The organism is Ensifer sp. GW101-20A05 (assembly GCF_059424735.1).
Window position 1 is genome coordinate 173,056 of sequence record NZ_JBWKZT010000006.1, and the last position, 15,598, is coordinate 188,653.

The window sequence follows — 15,598 nt, forward strand, 5'->3', positions numbered from 1 at the left end:
CATTTGGGAAAACCGATAGACGGAGACTGCAAAAGGATCAACCGCCCCCCATGCTTCCTGATCTCGACTTCTATCTTATCGCCATTCCGGCAGTTCTGCTCGTTGGCCTCAGCAAGGGTGGCATGGGGGAAGCGCTTTCGCTGATGGGCGTTCCGATCCTGTCGATGGCGGTGTCACCCGTCCAGGCGGCCGCCCTCCTCCTCCCGATCCTGATCGCGATGGATCTCGTCTCGCTTTGGATGTGGCGCAAGCACGGCGATCGCACCACCCTCTTCATGCTGTTGCCCGGCGCCATCGCCGGCATCTTCATCGGCTGGGCGACCTCGGCCTACGTCTCGCGGGACCTCCTTCGCCTGATCATCGGCCTGATCACCGTGCTCTTCGTGCTGCGATACGTCTACAATGTCTGGCGCACGCGCCTTGGCATCACCATCGCGCCGAAGAAGCAGCGGGCCGGTCCCGCAGCACTCTGGGGTTCCTTTGCCGGTTATGGCAGCTTCGTCGCCCATGCCGGGGGCCCGCCTTTCCAGATCTACGCGCTGCCGCTGCAGCTCGACCCGCGCGAATACACCGGCACCATCGTGCGCTTCTTCGCGATCCTGAATGCGGTGAAGCTCATCCCCTATTTCGCGCTCGGGCAACTGGATCTGAGCAACCTGAAAATCTCGGCGACGCTATTTCCGCTCGCCATTGTCGCAACCATGTGCGGCGCCTGGATCGTTCGCCGCATGAAGCCGCAGATCTTCTACCCCTTCATGTATACCATGGCCTTCATCGCGGGCTCGAAACTGCTTTGGGACGGTATCAACAGCCTGGTCGCAGGCGGGTGAGCCGCGGACCCAAGTATTACGGAAATATTGCAAAGCAAAATTAGCATTTCGCATCGCACAAATTTCTTGCTGCTTCGCAAAATTTCGCCTAACGTCCGCGCATGACGATCGCGGACCCTTTCGATGCCATTGCGGACCCGAACCGGCGCCACCTGCTGGAGGAACTGCGGCGCGCGCCGAGAACCGTGAACGAACTGGCGGAGGGCCTGCCGATCAGCCGCCCGGCCGTATCGCAGCACCTGAAGGCCTTGCTGGATTGCAATCTGGTCTCGGTTTCGGCGAGCGGCACCCGGCGGATCTATGCGATCAACCGGCCGGGTTTCGACCGTCTCAATCTGTGGCTCGACCAGTTCTGGTCCTGAGCCCGGCGGCGCGAACGCTGCGCCCGAAAGAAACAGACCGGGCGTCAAGCCCGGTCCAAAATTCCGTATATTCCACTGTGGGGGGATTGGTTCTAAACCTTGTTGCGCCTACTCAGAGGGGAGATGGCGCCTCCCGATAGTCCTGGGAAATACCGTTGATAATCAGTGAGTCGAGGAACGAAGCCTTTCGATTTCGTCCTTGATGCGCAGCTTCCTCCGCTTGATGTCGTTGATCAGTTCGTCTTCCACCGACGGCTGATTCAATGCCGCATGGAGCTCCTGCTCCAGGACGCCATGTTTTTTCTCAAGCGTTGCAAGATGAGCCTCAACAGTCATTTGGCAGTCCCTTCCTTTTGCTTGCATCCGGCATGCGAATGCCGGATGTTCCATGGTTTGTAACCTTACTACTGTGCCATGCCATTTTTCATTTGTCGAAGGCGAAATGATGACGTCGGATAACTTCCCGTTACCGCCCAAGATGTGATAGAGCGACGCATGGAATTCCGGTTCGAGGAGGACTTCGCAACCGGGCTGATGGGGATCGCTTTGCATGCCGGACCAGGACCAGGCCGAACTCAGACTGACCGCCGCGCGGCTGAGGCAGGAACATGAAGACTACGACGCTGCCATCAACGCTATGATCGAGACCGGCTGCGACGCGCTGAGAATCCAGCGCATGAAGAAGAAGAAGCTGGCGATCAAGGACAAGATCAGCAAGATCGAAGACCAGATCATCCCCGACATCATCGCCTGAACGCGGAACAGGACAGACGTGATCGACACCACGACCCCACCCGTCGCCATCATCATGGGAAGCCAGTCGGACTGGGAGACGATGAAGAACGCCGCCGACACGCTCGACGCGCTCGACATTGCCTATGAGGCTCGCATCGTTTCCGCCCATCGCACGCCCGATCGGCTGGTCAATTTCGCCAAGGGCGCTCGCGACGAGGGCTTCAAGGTGATCATCGCCGGCGCCGGCGGCGCTGCCCATCTGCCGGGCATGTGCGCCTCAATGACGCCGCTGCCGGTCTTCGGCGTGCCGGTGCAGTCGAAGGCGCTTTCCGGCCAGGACAGCCTGCTCTCGATCGTGCAGATGCCCGCCGGCATCCCCGTCGGGACGCTGGCGATCGGCCGCGCCGGCGCCGTCAATGCCGCGTTGCTTGCTGCAGCCGTGCTCGCGCTCAGCGACGACGATCTCGCCGACAGGCTCGACGACTGGCGCGAACAGCAGACGATTTCGGTCGCCGAATACCCGGTGGACCAGGCATGACCACCATCGGCATTATCGGCGGCGGCCAGCTCGGCCGCATGCTGGCGATGGCAGCTGCCCGATTGAACTTCCGCACCGTGATCCTCGAGCCGCAGGTCGACTGTCCGGCGGCACAGGTGGCGAATGAGCAGATCATTGCTGCCTATGACGACGAAGCCGCGCTCAGCCAGCTCGCGACCGTGAGCGACATCATCACCTACGAATTCGAGAATGTGCCGGTCGCGGCCGCCGAACGGCTCGCCGCGAAACGACCTGTCTTCCCGCCGCCGAAGGCGCTGGAAGTCGCGCAGGACCGCCTCGTCGAAAAACGCTTCATCAATGACTGCGGCATTGCGACGGCGCGTTTTCACGCCGTCGACAGCCAGGCCGATCTCGAAGCAGCACTCGCCGATTTCGGCGGATCGGGCGTGCTCAAGACCCGTCGCCTTGGCTATGACGGCAAGGGACAGCGCGTGTTCCGCTCCGCAGCCGACAGTCCTGCCGGCGCCTTCGCGGAGCTGGGCGGCGTGCCCCTGATCCTGGAGAGCTTCGTACCCTTCGAACGGGAGATCTCGATCATCGCCGCCCGCTCCACCGATGGCACGGTCGCCTGCTTCGATCCGGCCGAGAACGTGCATCGCAACGGCATCCTCCACACCTCGACGGTACCGGCAGCAGTCGGCGACGGCACGGCGGACGCGGCCCGCAAGGCCGCCAAGGCGATCCTCGATGCACTTGGTTATGTCGGCGTCATCGGCGTCGAATTCTTCGTACTTGCCGACGGCAGCCTGATCGCCAACGAGATGGCGCCGCGCGTGCACAACTCCGGCCATTGGACGGAGGCGGCCTGCGTCGTCTCGCAGTTCGAGCAGCATATTCGTGCCGTCTCGGGATTGCCGCTCGGCAATCCCCGCCGCCATTCCGACTGCGTCATGCAGAACCTGATCGGCGACGACCTCAACGATGTCCCGGCATGGCTTGCCAAGGACGATGTTCTGGTGCACCTCTATGGCAAGACCGAAGCGCGCGCCGGCCGCAAAATGGGCCACGTCACACGGCTCGTCCGCGGCTGAAGACCGCAGAAATGCGGGGCAAGACGCCAAAATGGGGCGTCTTGTGGTTGACACCTTAGGGGGGACACGGTATGTGCCATCCCACCTTAAAGGAGCGCGCTGAACGGCGCGCTTTTGATTGTTAGAAGATACCGGGCGAATTTTCGTTCCCCGAAACCTGCGGATCAGGAAAATGAAGATCAAGAATTCGCTCAAGTCGCTGAAGACCCGTCACCGCGAAAACCGTCTGGTTCGTCGCAAGGGCCGCATCTACATCATCAACAAGTCGAACCCGCGCTTCAAGGCTCGTCAGGGCTGATCTAAGCCGGGTGGCAGACATCGCTTCGGCGTTGTCCCAAAATTGATTATGAAGTTGATCCATGGCGGGCTAACATGCTCGCCATGCGAGTTTTTGTACCCCTGATTCTGGCGTGTTCCGCCCTGCTCGCCACCTCCATCGGAGCTGGCAGTTTCTCCTTCGCGGCGGAAGCATCGACCCAAACGGAATCGGCCAGCCTCACCACACCCAAGCAACGACTGGACGGCCTGTTCACGGACCTCAAGAAGGAACGCGATGCCGACAAGGCGCGTGAACTCGCCAACCAGATCCGTGTGGAATGGCAGGATTCCGGCAGCGCCACCGTCAATCTCCTGATGCAGTGGGCCGACAAGGCCATCACCGACAACAAGCAGGCGGCGGCGCTCGACATCCTCGATCAGGTGATCACGCTTGCGCCCAACTATGTCGAAGGCTGGAACCGTCGCGCGACCCTGCATTACACGATGGGCAACTATCGGAAATCGATGTCGGACATTAACCGCGTGCTGACGATCGAGCCTCGTCATTTCGGCGCGCTTGCCGGCATGGCAGCGATCCTCGGCGCCTCCGGCAAGGACGAGCTCGCCATGCGGGCATGGGAGCAGTTCCTGGACATCTATCCCGCCGATCGCAAGGCGCAGGAGCAGCTGGGCGAGCTCGCCGAGAAGCTCGCCGGCAGCAAGACCTGACTGAACGCGACACACTCGACCCTAGCCTTCAATGCCCCTCTGCACCAATGAAAGCACTCTTCTCGAAGTAGCGACAGCCGCTCGGCGTTTCATTGAGCCGATCTGGCTGGAATGGCACCGGGCTTGGGGTGGCGATCTCCCCGCGATCGCTTCACAATGGACCTGCGGCCGCTCGAGCCTGTTCCTGGCACGTGTCTTGATTGCCCAAGGCCTCGATGCCCATTGGGCCTCTGGAGCGCCGCGGAGTGCGCCTTCCGGGCCTGACATCGGCCCCTACAGCTTCTTCTGCGGGGAACGCTGGCAAAGCCATGCCTGGGTCGAATGCGGCGATAACATCGTCGACATCACCGCCGATCAGTTCGGCGCCCCTCCGGTGCTCGTTGTCGACAGCACGGACACCCGCTACAACAAGGGCGACCGGGATACCGCGCTGCCTGAGTTCGTGCTTGCCCGCCAGCGCGCCGTTGACGCCATCTGGCCACGATGGCAGTCGATGGGCTCCCCTGCCCCTGAAGCCTCGCCAACGCAGACGCCTTGACGGGCCTACGGACGCCGGAAGACAGATTGAGACAATGGTACCAGCCACATTCCTGCTCATTGGACTAGCGCTCGTCGGCATTGCCTACAGCCTCTGGCACGCGCGAGCCTTCACCCGGCGGTTTCCGAATGCCGGCGAACTGATCGACATCGGCGGTTATCGCATGAACAGCGTGCACCTGCCGGCAGGCGAGCAGGCCGATCTCCTGCCCGTCATCTTCATCCATGGCGCCAGTGGCAATCTGCTCGATCAGTTGCATGCCTTCGCCCCAGCCCTTGATGGCCGCGCCGAGATGCTGTTCGTCGATCGTCCGGGTCACGGCTACTCCGAGCGGGGCGGAGCGGAAAACGACCTTCCGGACGGCCAGGCGACGGCGATCGCAAAGCTGATGGAAAAGCGCGGCATCCGTCGCGCGGTCATCGTCGGCCATTCCTTCGGCGGCGCCATCGCTGCGAGCTTCGCCCTGCATCACCCGGAAAAGACGGCCGGCCTCATCCTGCTGGCGCCCGCGACGCACCCCTGGCCAGGCGGCATCGAATGGTACTATCGCCTCACGGCGCTCCCCCTCGTCGGCTGGCTCTTCGCCCATACGCTGGTGACGCCCCTGGGGCAGCGCCGCATCGAAGGCGGCACACACTCGATTTTTTCACCCAATCCGCGGCCCGACGACTACATCGACAAGACCGGCCCGCATCTGGTGCTGCGTCCGGCGACCTTCCGCAACAATGCGCGCGACATAGCCAATCTCCATGCCTATCTGACCGCGACGGCACCCCGCTACCGCGAGATCACGGCACAGACCGTGATCATCACCGGCGATAGCGACGGCATCGTGCTGGCCGACATCCATTCCCGCGGGCTGGCGCGCGATATCCCCGGCGCGGAACTGCTGTGGATCGGCAATCTCGGCCACAAGCCCGACTATGTGGTCACGGACGTGGTCGTGGCTGCGCTCGAAAAGATGGCGGGCCAGCCGACGGATCTCGAGCAAATAAAAAGGCGGGCCGAAGCCCGCCTGATCATGTCGTCCGAAGCCATCGGCCAAGTCTGACCCGATTCGCACTTTGCCAAGGCTGCATCAGATGCCGCTCATGCCGTCCGAACCGATATAGGCGATGCGCAGCATGTTGGTGGCGCCAGGCGTACCCAAGGGCACGCCGGCAGAGATGATGACGCGTTCGCCGGGCTTGCCGAAGCCTTCGGCCGCAACGATGCGGCAGGCACGGTTGACCATATCGTCGAGGTCCGTCGCGTCCTCGGTGACGACGCAATGCAGGCCCCAGACGACCGAGAGACGGCGTGCCGTCTGGACGATCGGCGAGAGAGCGATGATCGGAACCTGTGGCCGTTCGCGGGCGGCGCGAAGACCGGTGGTGCCGGACGAGGTGTAGCAGACGATCGCGGCAAGACGGAGCGTCTCGGCGATCTGGTGGGCAGCGAGCGAAATCGCGTCGGCACCGGTTGCCTCCGGCGGCGTGCGCTGCGCGTAGATGATGCTGGAATAGTGCGGGTCGCGCTCGACGTTGCTGGCGATCGACGCCATGGTCGACACGGCCTCCACCGGATACTCGCCCGAGGCCGATTCTGCCGACAGCATGACGGCATCGGCGCCTTCGAAGACGGCCGTCGCAACGTCGGAAACTTCGGCGCGCGTCGGAACGGGTGCGGAGATCATCGATTCCAGCATCTGCGTGGCAACAACCACCGGCTTGCCAGCGCGGCGACATGCGCGCGTCAGCTGCTTCTGCAGGCCCGGCACCGATTCCAGCGGCATTTCGACGCCGAGGTCGCCGCGCGCGACCATCAGCGCGTCCGAAAGCTCGATGATCTCATCAATGCGGTCGAGTGCCTGCGGCTTCTCGATCTTCGACATCAGGCCGACGCGGCCGCGGGCGATCTTGCGGACTTCGGCCAGGTCTTCCGGCCGCTGCACGAAGGAGAGCGCCACCCAGTCGATCTCGCCGGTGGCGAGAACGGCGTCGAGGTCAGCCCGGTCCTTGTCGGTCAGAACACCGACCGCGAGCAGCGTGTCCGGCAGGCTGACGCCCTTGCGGTCCGAAATCTTCGTTCCCGCGACGACCGTGGCCACGATGCTCTTGCCGTCGGTCTTCTCAGCGCGCAGATGCAGCTTGCCGTCGTCGATCAACAGGCGATGGCCGGGCTTGACCGCTTCGAGGATTTCCGGGTGCGGCAGGTAGACGCGTGTGTTGTCGCCGGGCACGTCCTTGTTGTCGAGCGTGAAGGTCTGACCGACCTTGAGATCCACCTTGCCTTCTGCGAACTTGCCGACGCGCAGCTTCGGGCCCTGAAGATCGGCGAGAATGCCGATCGGCCGACCACAGTGGCTTTCCACCGTGCGGATGCGCTGAACCAGCGTGCGCATCACGTCGTGGCTCGCATGGCTCATGTTGATACGGAACAGATCAGCCCCGGCCTCGTGCAGCTTCTGGATCATCTGCTCATCGGAAGACGCCGGTCCGAGCGTGGCGAGGATTTTGACTTTTCTGTTCCGCTTCATCAATTCTGGCTTTCCTGCGTGCCGGGCGTTTCGGAGAGCTGAACCATCCAGCTCCCTTGCCGCCCCGTGTCGTATTCCTTGAATCCCATGCGCTGGAAGCCGCGGGCGAAGCAGTCCTGAACGCCCGCGATCTTGAACTCGTTCTCGGCGACGCACATGTTGACGTCACCGGTCCAGCGGCCGCCGCGGGCCGCATCTTCCGCGTAGAGATAATAGTATCGTGACTCAAGCTCGCCCTCGATCAGGGTCGCGCAGGTGGTGGCCGGAACCTGCCACCAGCCCTCCGTTACCCAGCCTTCCTTGGCCCGGTAACCGATCGCCACTCCGACGAGATTTTGCGTGCCGTTGCAGACGCGAAAATCGGCGCGCGCTTCATCGGCAAAGAGAAATGAGCTTGAGGTTGCCAGGAAAAACAGGAGGATGCCTCCCAGTGTCGTCAGCCCCGGCTTCGCTTTGGAAAAAGGATTTCTGGACACGGTTTCCGATGGAACTCCGTTTTGATTTGCGTGGCACTTTCTTGCGACGGCCAGCCCCGAAAGTCAACGTAACTCTAATCGATTACAATCGGCAAATTGCGTTCAAATTGCGCTAAACAGTTGCGCGTTTCTTGCGATTGACGCGCGTGCGTGCGATCAGCGAGGACGAGGCTAGACAAGAGACTGGACCGGCATGCAACACTATTCTCCCTATGAGATTATCGAAGCCAAGCCTGCAACCGGGCTCGTTTTGCTTGCCGACCACGCGATGAACCGGTTACCGGCCGAGTACGGCAGCCTCGGCCTGCCGGCCTCGGCGTTCGAGCGACATATCGCCTATGACATCGGCGTCGAGGCACTGGTGCGGCAGCTCTCGCGAATGCTCGATGCGCCGGCCGTGCTCGGTTGCTTCTCCCGCCTGCTGATCGATCCCAATCGCGGCGAGGACGACCCGACGCTGGTCATGAAGATCTCCGACGGCGCGATCGTGCCCGGCAACCACCCAATCAGCGCAGAGGAATGGGAGAACCGGCTGAACCGGTTCCACCGCCCCTATCATCGCGCCGTTTCCGAGACGATCGGCCGAAGCGCCGAGGCGCATGGCGCGGCACCGCTGGTCATTTCGATCCACTCCTACACACCGGCCTGGAAGGGTGTGGCCCGCCCCTGGCACGCTGCCGTCCTCTGGGACAACGATCCGCGCGCCGTCCTGCCGCTGATCGCGAAACTAGAGGCGTCGGGCGATATCGTCGTCGGCAACAACGAACCCTATGACGGTGCGCTGCGCGGGGATACCATGTTCCGGCACTGCATGATGCCGGGCATTCCCCACGCCCTGATCGAGGTGCGCCAGGACCTGATCGCCGACGAGACGGGCGTTGCTGGCTGGGCCGAGCGGCTGGCGCCAATCCTTGCGGGTCTCAACGCCATGACCGAATTGCATCGCTACGAGCGCCACGCCTCCCGCACCGGCGCCTATTAGAGCTTGGGTCCGGAAGTACGCAGTAACCGAAGAGGATCAACGTCCATGACCGAACTGACCCCGGAGCAGCAGACGGCATTCGAGGCAGCCGCCTTTCGCCGTCTCGTCACCCATCTGCGCGAACGCGCCGATGTCCAGAACATCGACCTGATGAACCTCGCCGGCTTCTGCCGCAATTGTCTTTCCAACTGGTACCGAGAAGCCGCCGAAGAGGCAGGCGTTGCTCTCGCCAAGGAGGAATCGCGCGAGATCATCTACGGCATGCCCTATGAGGAATGGCGCGAGCTCCATCAAAGGGAAGCGACCGCCGAGCAGAAGGCAGCCTTCGAGATCAACAGGCCGAAGGAATAAGGGCGTTTCGGCGGCGCTTGCCACGGAATTGACCGCGTTGTTGCGCATTGACCCTTGACCTTGGCGGCCGTTTTCGGCACGTCACGGCACCCACGAAAATCAATTCCCCGTATCAAGGAGAAGACCATGTCGGATGCTCACGGCGTCGCACGCGATCAGCTTCGCGCTTTCATCGAGCGGATCGAACGCCTGGAAGAAGAAAAGAAGACCATCGCGGACGACATCAAGGACGTCTACGGCGAAGCCAAGTCCATGGGCTTCGACACCAAGATCCTGCGCAAGGTCATCTCGATCCGCAAGCAGGACCACGACGAGCGCATGGAACAGGAAGCGATCCTCGACACCTACCTCCAGGCGCTCGGCATGGTGCCGGCAGCCGCCGAAGAATAAGCAGGCTTGCAGGGCCGCCGACAGGCGGCCTCGTCCGGACAGCGATAGGGAGCAGGCTGCCCCCGACCCGACCAGAGACGACAGCACCCGAAAGCACGATACAGAATCAAAAAGCCCGCCGGTTCGGCGGGCTTTTTCGTGTCTGCTGTTCGGCCGAAGCTCAGTTCGTGCTGAACTTCTTCACTTCCATGAAGTTGACCGCATTGCCGCTGAAGCGGGCCGTGTCCACCGTGCCAGCGCCGTTCGAGAAGCCGGCGGCATAGACCGTGGTCGGTGCGGTGCGGAGCGACTTGCTGACGAAGCGCGGCGCCTTGACCGGCTTGGAAAGCGTCGCCACACGACCCGTCGTCAGCGCCCATTCGGAAATGATCTTCTGGGTCAGCTTCGGTTCGGTGCGGACCGACGAGCGGGTCGCTGCGTCGGCGTCGTTCTTCTTCGGTCGGCCGCCCTTTGCCGGCGCTTCGGCCTGCGTATCGAAGGCATCGTCGAAGACAGCCGCACGGGCGTTCGTGTTCGATTGTGGCGCATAGGCCGCCATTTCGATCGGCTGTTGCGATACCGGCTCGCGCTGGGCCGGCGTCGGAGCAGCAAGCGCCACACGGGTCGCAGCCTCGGCGGCAACGTCACGCGGCGGCTCTGTGGACGCAACCACCGGGCGCTCCGCGAAGGATGGAACCACGACCTGCGCATCGGCAACGGCGGCAAGGGCCGCGTCACCCGCAGGTCGCATCGCCGGAACCGGAACGAAACCAAGCGCCTGCACATCCGCGGAAGGATCGGCCGAAGCGACAAGCGTATTCATGTCGCGACGGTCAAGCATCTGCGGCACCGGCACCTTCATCGAGCCGAGATCGGCGAATTCGCTCGGCATTTCCGTGGTCTGCGGCAGGGCAGCAGCAAGCGCATCCTGGGCCGCGTTCTTCTGCGGCGCCACCAGCGCAACAGCTACGCCGCCATCGGCCGGCGCATCCTTGAAGGCAGGACGAACGGCCGGAACCGGTGCATTGATGTTCTGTTCGGCTGTTGCAGTGGCAGCAGCTGTCGGTTCGGCAGCAACCGAGCCGGCGACACCTGGCAGCGCTTCTTGGGCTGCGGGAGCGGAAGCTGTCTGTACCTTGGCGGGCGCAGCGCCGCCTTCATCGTCAGCGCCCGGACCGGCCGCAATCGCCGAGGGTTCTTCATCCTCGTCGCCGCCACCGCCAAAGAGCATGGCGAACAAGTTGCCGCGACGCTTGCCGCTTGCGCTATCGCCAGGACCGGTTGCGCCGCCACCGGCGACTTCGATCGCCGAGGCACCGACGCGACGTTTGTAGTCGGCGACCGCCTGGTCATAGCCCGGAAGCGGCTTGCCGTCGGACGGCAGATGCATGGTCTTGCCATCAGGGAAGAGGCGTGCGAGTTCGGCGCGGCTCATGCGCGGCCAGGCGCGAACGCCGCCAACATCCATGTGAACGAAAGGCGAGCCGGAGGTCGGGTAATAGCCGACACCACCCACCTGGAACTTCACGCCGATTTCGCGCAGCGTCTTCAGCTTCACGTCGGGAAGGTAGAAGTCCATCGCCTTGCCGAGCATGTGCTGGCTCTTCTTGGCGACGCCCTTCGAGCGCGAACGCAGCATGCCGTTGGTTGCCGGCGAACGATAGGCCGAGACGACGTGGATATAATCGCGCGAACCGCTCTTCTGGTAGACTTCCCAGACGAGGTCGAGCAGGCGCGGGTCCATCTTGGTCGGTTCGTTGCGACGCCAGTCGCGAAGGAATCGGTTGATCTCCTGCAGGCCCTTGGTGTCGTAACGGCCATTGCGCTTGAAGGTGATCTGCGCCTTTTCCTGGGTATGAATGAAATAGAGTTTCAGTGTCCGGGTCTGGCCCGCGGCCTCTACGGGAGGCGCGAAACCTGGCGTCACGAGGGAAGCCGCAATAGCAACGGATGTAAGAACCTGCGGCACCTTACGGGTAAAGGCCGCGCAGACTCTCGCTAAGGAGCCGAGCGGCTTCTTAAAACCGAACAAATTTGGCATTCAATCCCCGTCCGACGGACAACCGTGCTTCGCTGTCTCAGATGACTGTCAAATAAGGTGACAGCATGGCAAATATGCCACAGTCGTCACCGCCCCTTATAATATAGTGAACACTTCACTAACAAGGTCTAAACGGCGGTGACTGAATAGCAGGGCTAATGAATTGTGAATGCGTCGATTTTATGCCGCCTCCCTCAATGGGTTCTCGGGATCGATGCCATAATCCTTCAGCTTGCGGTAGAGAGTAGACCGGCCGATGCCGAGCTTGCGAGCCACCTGGCTCATCTGTCCGCGGTAGAATTTCAGCGCAAAACGAATCAGTTCCTCTTCCACTTCGGCGAGCTTACGGACGTCACCACCCTCGTCGACGCTGGCGATCGCGTTGTCCATCCGCGGGTCGTGCCCGGCATCGCCTTCCATCGATTTCGCCGCACTCGCGAAGTCCGGATAGACATTCGGCACCTGTTCCGCCGGCCCGCTTTCCCGTTCCGGACCGGCTTCGCCCCAGGAGAAGCCGGAGCGGTCGGAAACGACGTAGCCCGGAATCTGGGTGGCAATCTGCGGAAAATCCTTCACCGTCAGCTCGTTGCCTTCGGCAAGCACAACAGCCCGGAAGATCGCGTTTTCGAGCTGCCGGATGTTGCCCGGCCAGTCATAGGCAGTCAGCAGCGCCAAGGCGCCGCTCGAAATGGCGAGCGGTGTGTGCAGGCGCTGCTCGGCGGCAAAACGCTCGACGAAGGAACGCACCAGAACCGGGATGTCTTCCTTGCGCCGACGCAGCGCCGGGATGGTGATCGGGAAGACGTTGAGGCGGTAATAGAGGTCCTCGCGGAACCGGCCCTCGCGCACCTCGTTGATCAGGTCCTTGTTGGTGGCCGAGATCAGCCGCACATTGACCCGGTGCGGATGGCGCGCGCCGATCGTCTCGATCTCGCCCTGCTGCACGGCACGCAACAGCTTCACCTGGACTTCGAGCGGCAGGTCGCCGATCTCGTCGAGGAACAGGGTGCCGCCGTCGGCATCGACGAACTTGCCGGTGTGTTTTTCCGTCGCGCCGGTAAAGGCGCCCTTTTCGTGGCCGAAGAGAATGCTCTCGACCAGGTTATGCGGGATCGCGCCACAATTGACGGTGACGAAGGGCTTGCCGACCCGGTCGCTCGCCGACTGGATGGCGCGGGCCACCATTTCCTTGCCGACGCCGGACTCGCCTTCGAGCACGATCGGAATGTTGGACTGGGCGGCACGGCGCGCCAGGTCGATCACCCGGATCATCGCCGGGCTTGCCGAAACGATGTCCTCGAAGCCGACGGCGCCGCCGCGCGGACGGCGCGAGGTTTTGACCTTGCCGTCGCGGCTCGCCATCTTCAGCGCATTGCTGATCGCGACCGACAGCCGCTCCGGAGAGACGGGCTTCACCAGGAAGTCGAAGGCACCCGCCTGCATCGCGTGAACCACGGTTTCGATGCCGCCCTGGCCGGTCTGTACGATGACAGGCATATCGACGCCGCGCTCGGCCAGCGCTTCAAGGAAGCCGTGCCCGTTCATTTCCGGCATCAACAGGTCGAGCAGAATGACATTGATCATGCCGCCCTTGCGCTCCAGGAGCTCCAGACCGCTGCGGCCATTGTCGGCGAGATGCGCTACATGGCCGAGACGCTCGATCATGTTCGTCAACAACCGGCGCTGCACCGGATCGTCATCAATGACCAGAATATGTGATGTCACGGAAGCCTCCTGCTTTGGACACGCAGTACTATTTGGCCAACCTCATGTGCCAAATGACGTCAGGCATCTGTGCCATAAAGGGCTGAACATCATGTTTTGAGAAATGCTTGCATTTTATCCATTGCCGGCGATAGCAATGGAACCCATATCGCTTGCCTTCTTCCTGTCACGAACGAGAGAAATCCGACGATGACCTTCCGCCCCTTCGCTCCCGAGCAATCCGCTGTCCGCGCCGCCGCCGGGCAATCCCATGGCGCTACCGCGGATCTCGGCGACCTGCCCTCCTGGCGGCTCGAAGATCTCTATCCGTCGGCCGCATCGGATGCCTTTCGCAACGACCTGAAAAAGGCCGAGACCGAAGCGACCGCCTTCGAAACCAAGTGGAAGGGCAAGCTGGCCGAGGCCGCGACGAAGCGTGGTGACGACGGCATCGGCGCCGCCGTCCGGGAGTTCGAAGCGCTCGAAGATGTCATGGGCCGCATCGCTTCCTTTGCCGGCCTCACCTATTTCTCGGACACGTCCAAGCCCGAGAACGGCAAGCTTTATGGCGACGTACAGTCGAAGCTCACCGACATGTCGGCGCATTTGCTGTTCTTCTCGCTGGAGCTCAATCGGATCGATGACGCGATCCTCGACAAGGCGCTGGAAAACGATGCGCTTGCCGCGCACTACAGGCCCTGGCTGACCGACCTGCGCATGGACAAGCCCTATCAGCTCGACGACAAGCTGGAGCAGCTTTTCCTGGAAAAATCGATGACGGGTGCTGCCGCCTTCAACCGGCTGTTCGACGAGACGATGACGAGCCTCACCTTCAGCGTCGATGGCGAAGCCCTGCCGCTGGAAGTCGCCCTGAACCTGTTGCAGGATCCGGCGACAGAGGTCCGCAAGAAGGCGGCGATGGCGCTTGCCGAAACCTTCAAGGCCAATATCCGCACCTTCACGCTGATCACCAACACGTTGGCCAAGGACAAGGAAATCTCCGACCGCTGGCGCGGTTTTCAGGACATCGCCGACAGCCGCCATCTGGCGAACCGCGTCGAGCGCGAAGTTGTCGATGCGCTGGCCGAAGCCGTCAAATCCGCCTATCCGCGCCTGTCGCATCGCTACTACACGATGAAGGCAAAATGGCTCGGCATGCAGGAGATGGATTTCTGGGATCGCAATGCGCCGTTGCCGGAAACGCCGAACGCGCTGATTTCCTGGAACGAAGCCAAGGACACGGTTCTCTCCGCCTACAATGCCTTCGATCCGGAAATGGCCGCGATCGCCCGCCGCTTCTTCGACGAGAGCTGGATCGACGCGCCGGTGCGGCCGGGCAAGGCACCCGGCGCCTTCGCCCATCCGACGGTACCATCCGCGCACCCCTACGTGCTCGTCAATTACATGGGCAAGCCGCGCGACGTCATGACGCTTGCACACGAACTCGGCCACGGCGTGCACCAGGTGCTGGCCGGGGGACAGGGCGCGCTGATGGCGTCTACTCCGCTGACCCTGGCTGAAACCGCGTCCGTGTTCGGCGAGATGCTGACCTTCCGCGCGCTGCTCGACCGGACGAAGGACAAGCGCGAGCGCAAGGCCATGCTTTCCCAGAAGGTCGAGGACATGATCAACACGGTGGTGCGCCAGATCGCCTTCTATGAGTTTGAGCGCAAGGTCCACACCGCCCGCAAGGAAGGCGAACTGACGGCTGACGACATCGGCAAGCTGTGGCTGTCGGTGCAGAACGAGAGCCTCGGGCCGGCGATCCGCATCTCCGAAGGCTACGAGACCTATTGGGCCTATATCCCCCACTTCATTCACTCGCCGTTCTACGTCTACGCCTATGCCTTCGGCGACTGCCTGGTGAACTCGCTCTACGCCGTCTACCAGAACGCCGAAAAAGGCTTCCAGGAGAAGTACTTCGAACTGTTGAAGGCCGGCGGCACCAAGCACCATTCCGAGTTGCTCGCGCCCTTTGGCCTCGATGCCACCGATCCGTCGTTCTGGGCACAGGGACTGTCGATGATCGAAGGGCTCATCGACGAACTCGAGGCGCTTGATAAGGCCTGATCCGGGCACAGGTCCGGATCACGGCGCGATCGACAAGACGACTCT

General features: G+C 62.4%; 18 protein-coding genes. 13 read left to right on the plus strand and 5 right to left on the minus strand.

The window, feature by feature from the left end; genetic code table 11:
- Window positions 1-50: 50 nt before the first annotated feature.
- Together AC070A_RS17320 and AC070A_RS17325 are read left to right on the plus strand one after the other, a co-directional pair.
- Entirely contained in the window at window positions 51-830 is a 780-nt protein-coding gene (locus AC070A_RS17320; RefSeq protein WP_057254653.1) for a sulfite exporter TauE/SafE family protein, read from the plus strand.
- A 101-nt stretch (window positions 831-931) separates the two neighbouring features.
- Entirely contained in the window at window positions 932-1,192 is a 261-nt protein-coding gene (locus AC070A_RS17325) for an ArsR/SmtB family transcription factor (RefSeq protein ID WP_057254652.1), read from the plus strand.
- A 162-nt stretch (window positions 1,193-1,354) separates the two neighbouring features.
- Here AC070A_RS17325 and AC070A_RS17330 read toward each other — a convergent pair whose 3' ends face one another.
- Window positions 1,355-1,528 carry a YdcH family protein gene (locus tag AC070A_RS17330; protein WP_082616141.1) on the minus strand — a complete coding sequence of 58 codons (174 nt, stop codon included), beginning with the start codon at window positions 1,526-1,528 and terminating at the stop codon, window positions 1,355-1,357.
- Window positions 1,529-1,742: 214 nt separating this feature from the next.
- On the opposite strand from AC070A_RS17330, the gene AC070A_RS17335 reads away from it, so the two are divergent.
- The 7 genes from AC070A_RS17335 to AC070A_RS17365 all read left to right on the plus strand — a co-directional run bounded on the left by AC070A_RS17335 (window position 1,743) and on the right by AC070A_RS17365 (window position 6,093).
- Window positions 1,743-1,946 (plus strand): YdcH family protein, encoded by a 204-nt coding sequence (locus AC070A_RS17335; protein WP_057254651.1) that lies wholly within the window; start codon window positions 1,743-1,745, stop codon window positions 1,944-1,946.
- 54 nt (window positions 1,947-2,000) lie between these two features.
- Entirely contained in the window at window positions 2,001-2,465 is a 465-nt protein-coding gene (purE, locus tag AC070A_RS17340) for a 5-(carboxyamino)imidazole ribonucleotide mutase (protein WP_057254831.1), read from the plus strand.
- Window positions 2,462-3,517 (plus strand): 5-(carboxyamino)imidazole ribonucleotide synthase, encoded by a 1,056-nt coding sequence (locus tag AC070A_RS17345; protein WP_057254650.1) that lies wholly within the window; start codon window positions 2,462-2,464, stop codon window positions 3,515-3,517. Before purE ends, AC070A_RS17345 begins: the two co-directional genes overlap by 4 nt.
- A 172-nt stretch (window positions 3,518-3,689) precedes the next feature.
- On the plus strand, window positions 3,690-3,815 hold the full coding sequence (gene ykgO / locus AC070A_RS17350; RefSeq protein ID WP_034806120.1) for a type B 50S ribosomal protein L36: 126 nt from the start codon (window positions 3,690-3,692) through the stop codon (window positions 3,813-3,815).
- 74 nt (window positions 3,816-3,889) lie between these two features.
- Complete coding sequence (locus AC070A_RS17355) at window positions 3,890-4,504, plus strand: tetratricopeptide repeat protein (protein WP_113737106.1); 615 nt, start codon at window positions 3,890-3,892, stop codon at window positions 4,502-4,504.
- A gap of 196 nt (window positions 4,505-4,700) precedes the next feature.
- Complete coding sequence (locus tag AC070A_RS17360; protein WP_218373490.1) at window positions 4,701-5,042, plus strand: hypothetical protein; 342 nt, start codon at window positions 4,701-4,703, stop codon at window positions 5,040-5,042.
- Between the two features lie 34 nt (window positions 5,043-5,076).
- A complete protein-coding gene (locus AC070A_RS17365) occupies window positions 5,077-6,093 on the plus strand; it encodes an alpha/beta fold hydrolase (protein ID WP_082616139.1) in 1,017 nt (338 codons plus the stop codon).
- A 27-nt stretch (window positions 6,094-6,120) separates the two neighbouring features.
- Here AC070A_RS17365 and pyk read toward each other — a convergent pair whose 3' ends face one another.
- Window positions 6,121-7,560 (minus strand): pyruvate kinase, encoded by a 1,440-nt coding sequence (pyk, locus tag AC070A_RS17370; RefSeq protein WP_057254648.1) that lies wholly within the window; start codon window positions 7,558-7,560, stop codon window positions 6,121-6,123.
- Window positions 7,560-8,036, minus strand: coding sequence for a DUF1036 domain-containing protein (locus AC070A_RS17375; RefSeq protein WP_057254647.1), 477 nt, complete (start codon window positions 8,034-8,036; stop codon window positions 7,560-7,562). The genes pyk and AC070A_RS17375 overlap by 1 nt, the downstream gene beginning before the upstream one ends.
- A 193-nt stretch (window positions 8,037-8,229) precedes the next feature.
- Between AC070A_RS17375 and AC070A_RS17380 the strand changes: the two genes are divergently transcribed.
- The 3 genes from AC070A_RS17380 (at window position 8,230) to AC070A_RS17390 (ending at window position 9,759) form a co-directional block, all read left to right on the plus strand.
- On the plus strand, window positions 8,230-9,018 hold the full coding sequence (locus AC070A_RS17380) for an N-formylglutamate amidohydrolase (protein WP_113737104.1): 789 nt from the start codon (window positions 8,230-8,232) through the stop codon (window positions 9,016-9,018).
- Between the two features lie 45 nt (window positions 9,019-9,063).
- Window positions 9,064-9,369, plus strand: a complete 306-nt coding sequence (locus AC070A_RS17385; protein WP_057254645.1) for a DUF1244 domain-containing protein — start codon at window positions 9,064-9,066, stop codon at window positions 9,367-9,369.
- 126 nt (window positions 9,370-9,495) lie between these two features.
- Window positions 9,496-9,759: a DUF2312 domain-containing protein gene (locus AC070A_RS17390; RefSeq protein ID WP_057254644.1), complete on the plus strand. Its 264-nt coding sequence runs from the start codon at window positions 9,496-9,498 to the stop codon at window positions 9,757-9,759.
- Window positions 9,760-9,919: 160 nt separating this feature from the next.
- Here AC070A_RS17390 and AC070A_RS17395 read toward each other — a convergent pair whose 3' ends face one another.
- Entirely contained in the window at window positions 9,920-11,779 is a 1,860-nt protein-coding gene (locus tag AC070A_RS17395) for a peptidoglycan L,D-endopeptidase MepK (protein WP_110879133.1), read from the minus strand.
- Between the two features lie 180 nt (window positions 11,780-11,959).
- The gene (locus AC070A_RS17400) at window positions 11,960-13,504 is read right to left on the minus strand and encodes a sigma-54-dependent transcriptional regulator (protein ID WP_057254642.1); all 1,545 of its coding nucleotides are present in this window, start codon (window positions 13,502-13,504) and stop codon (window positions 11,960-11,962) included.
- Window positions 13,505-13,693: 189 nt separating this feature from the next.
- On the opposite strand from AC070A_RS17400, the gene AC070A_RS17405 reads away from it, so the two are divergent.
- Window positions 13,694-15,553, plus strand: a complete 1,860-nt coding sequence (locus AC070A_RS17405) for a M3 family oligoendopeptidase (protein WP_110879134.1) — start codon at window positions 13,694-13,696, stop codon at window positions 15,551-15,553.
- Window positions 15,554-15,598: the final 45 nt, after the last annotated feature.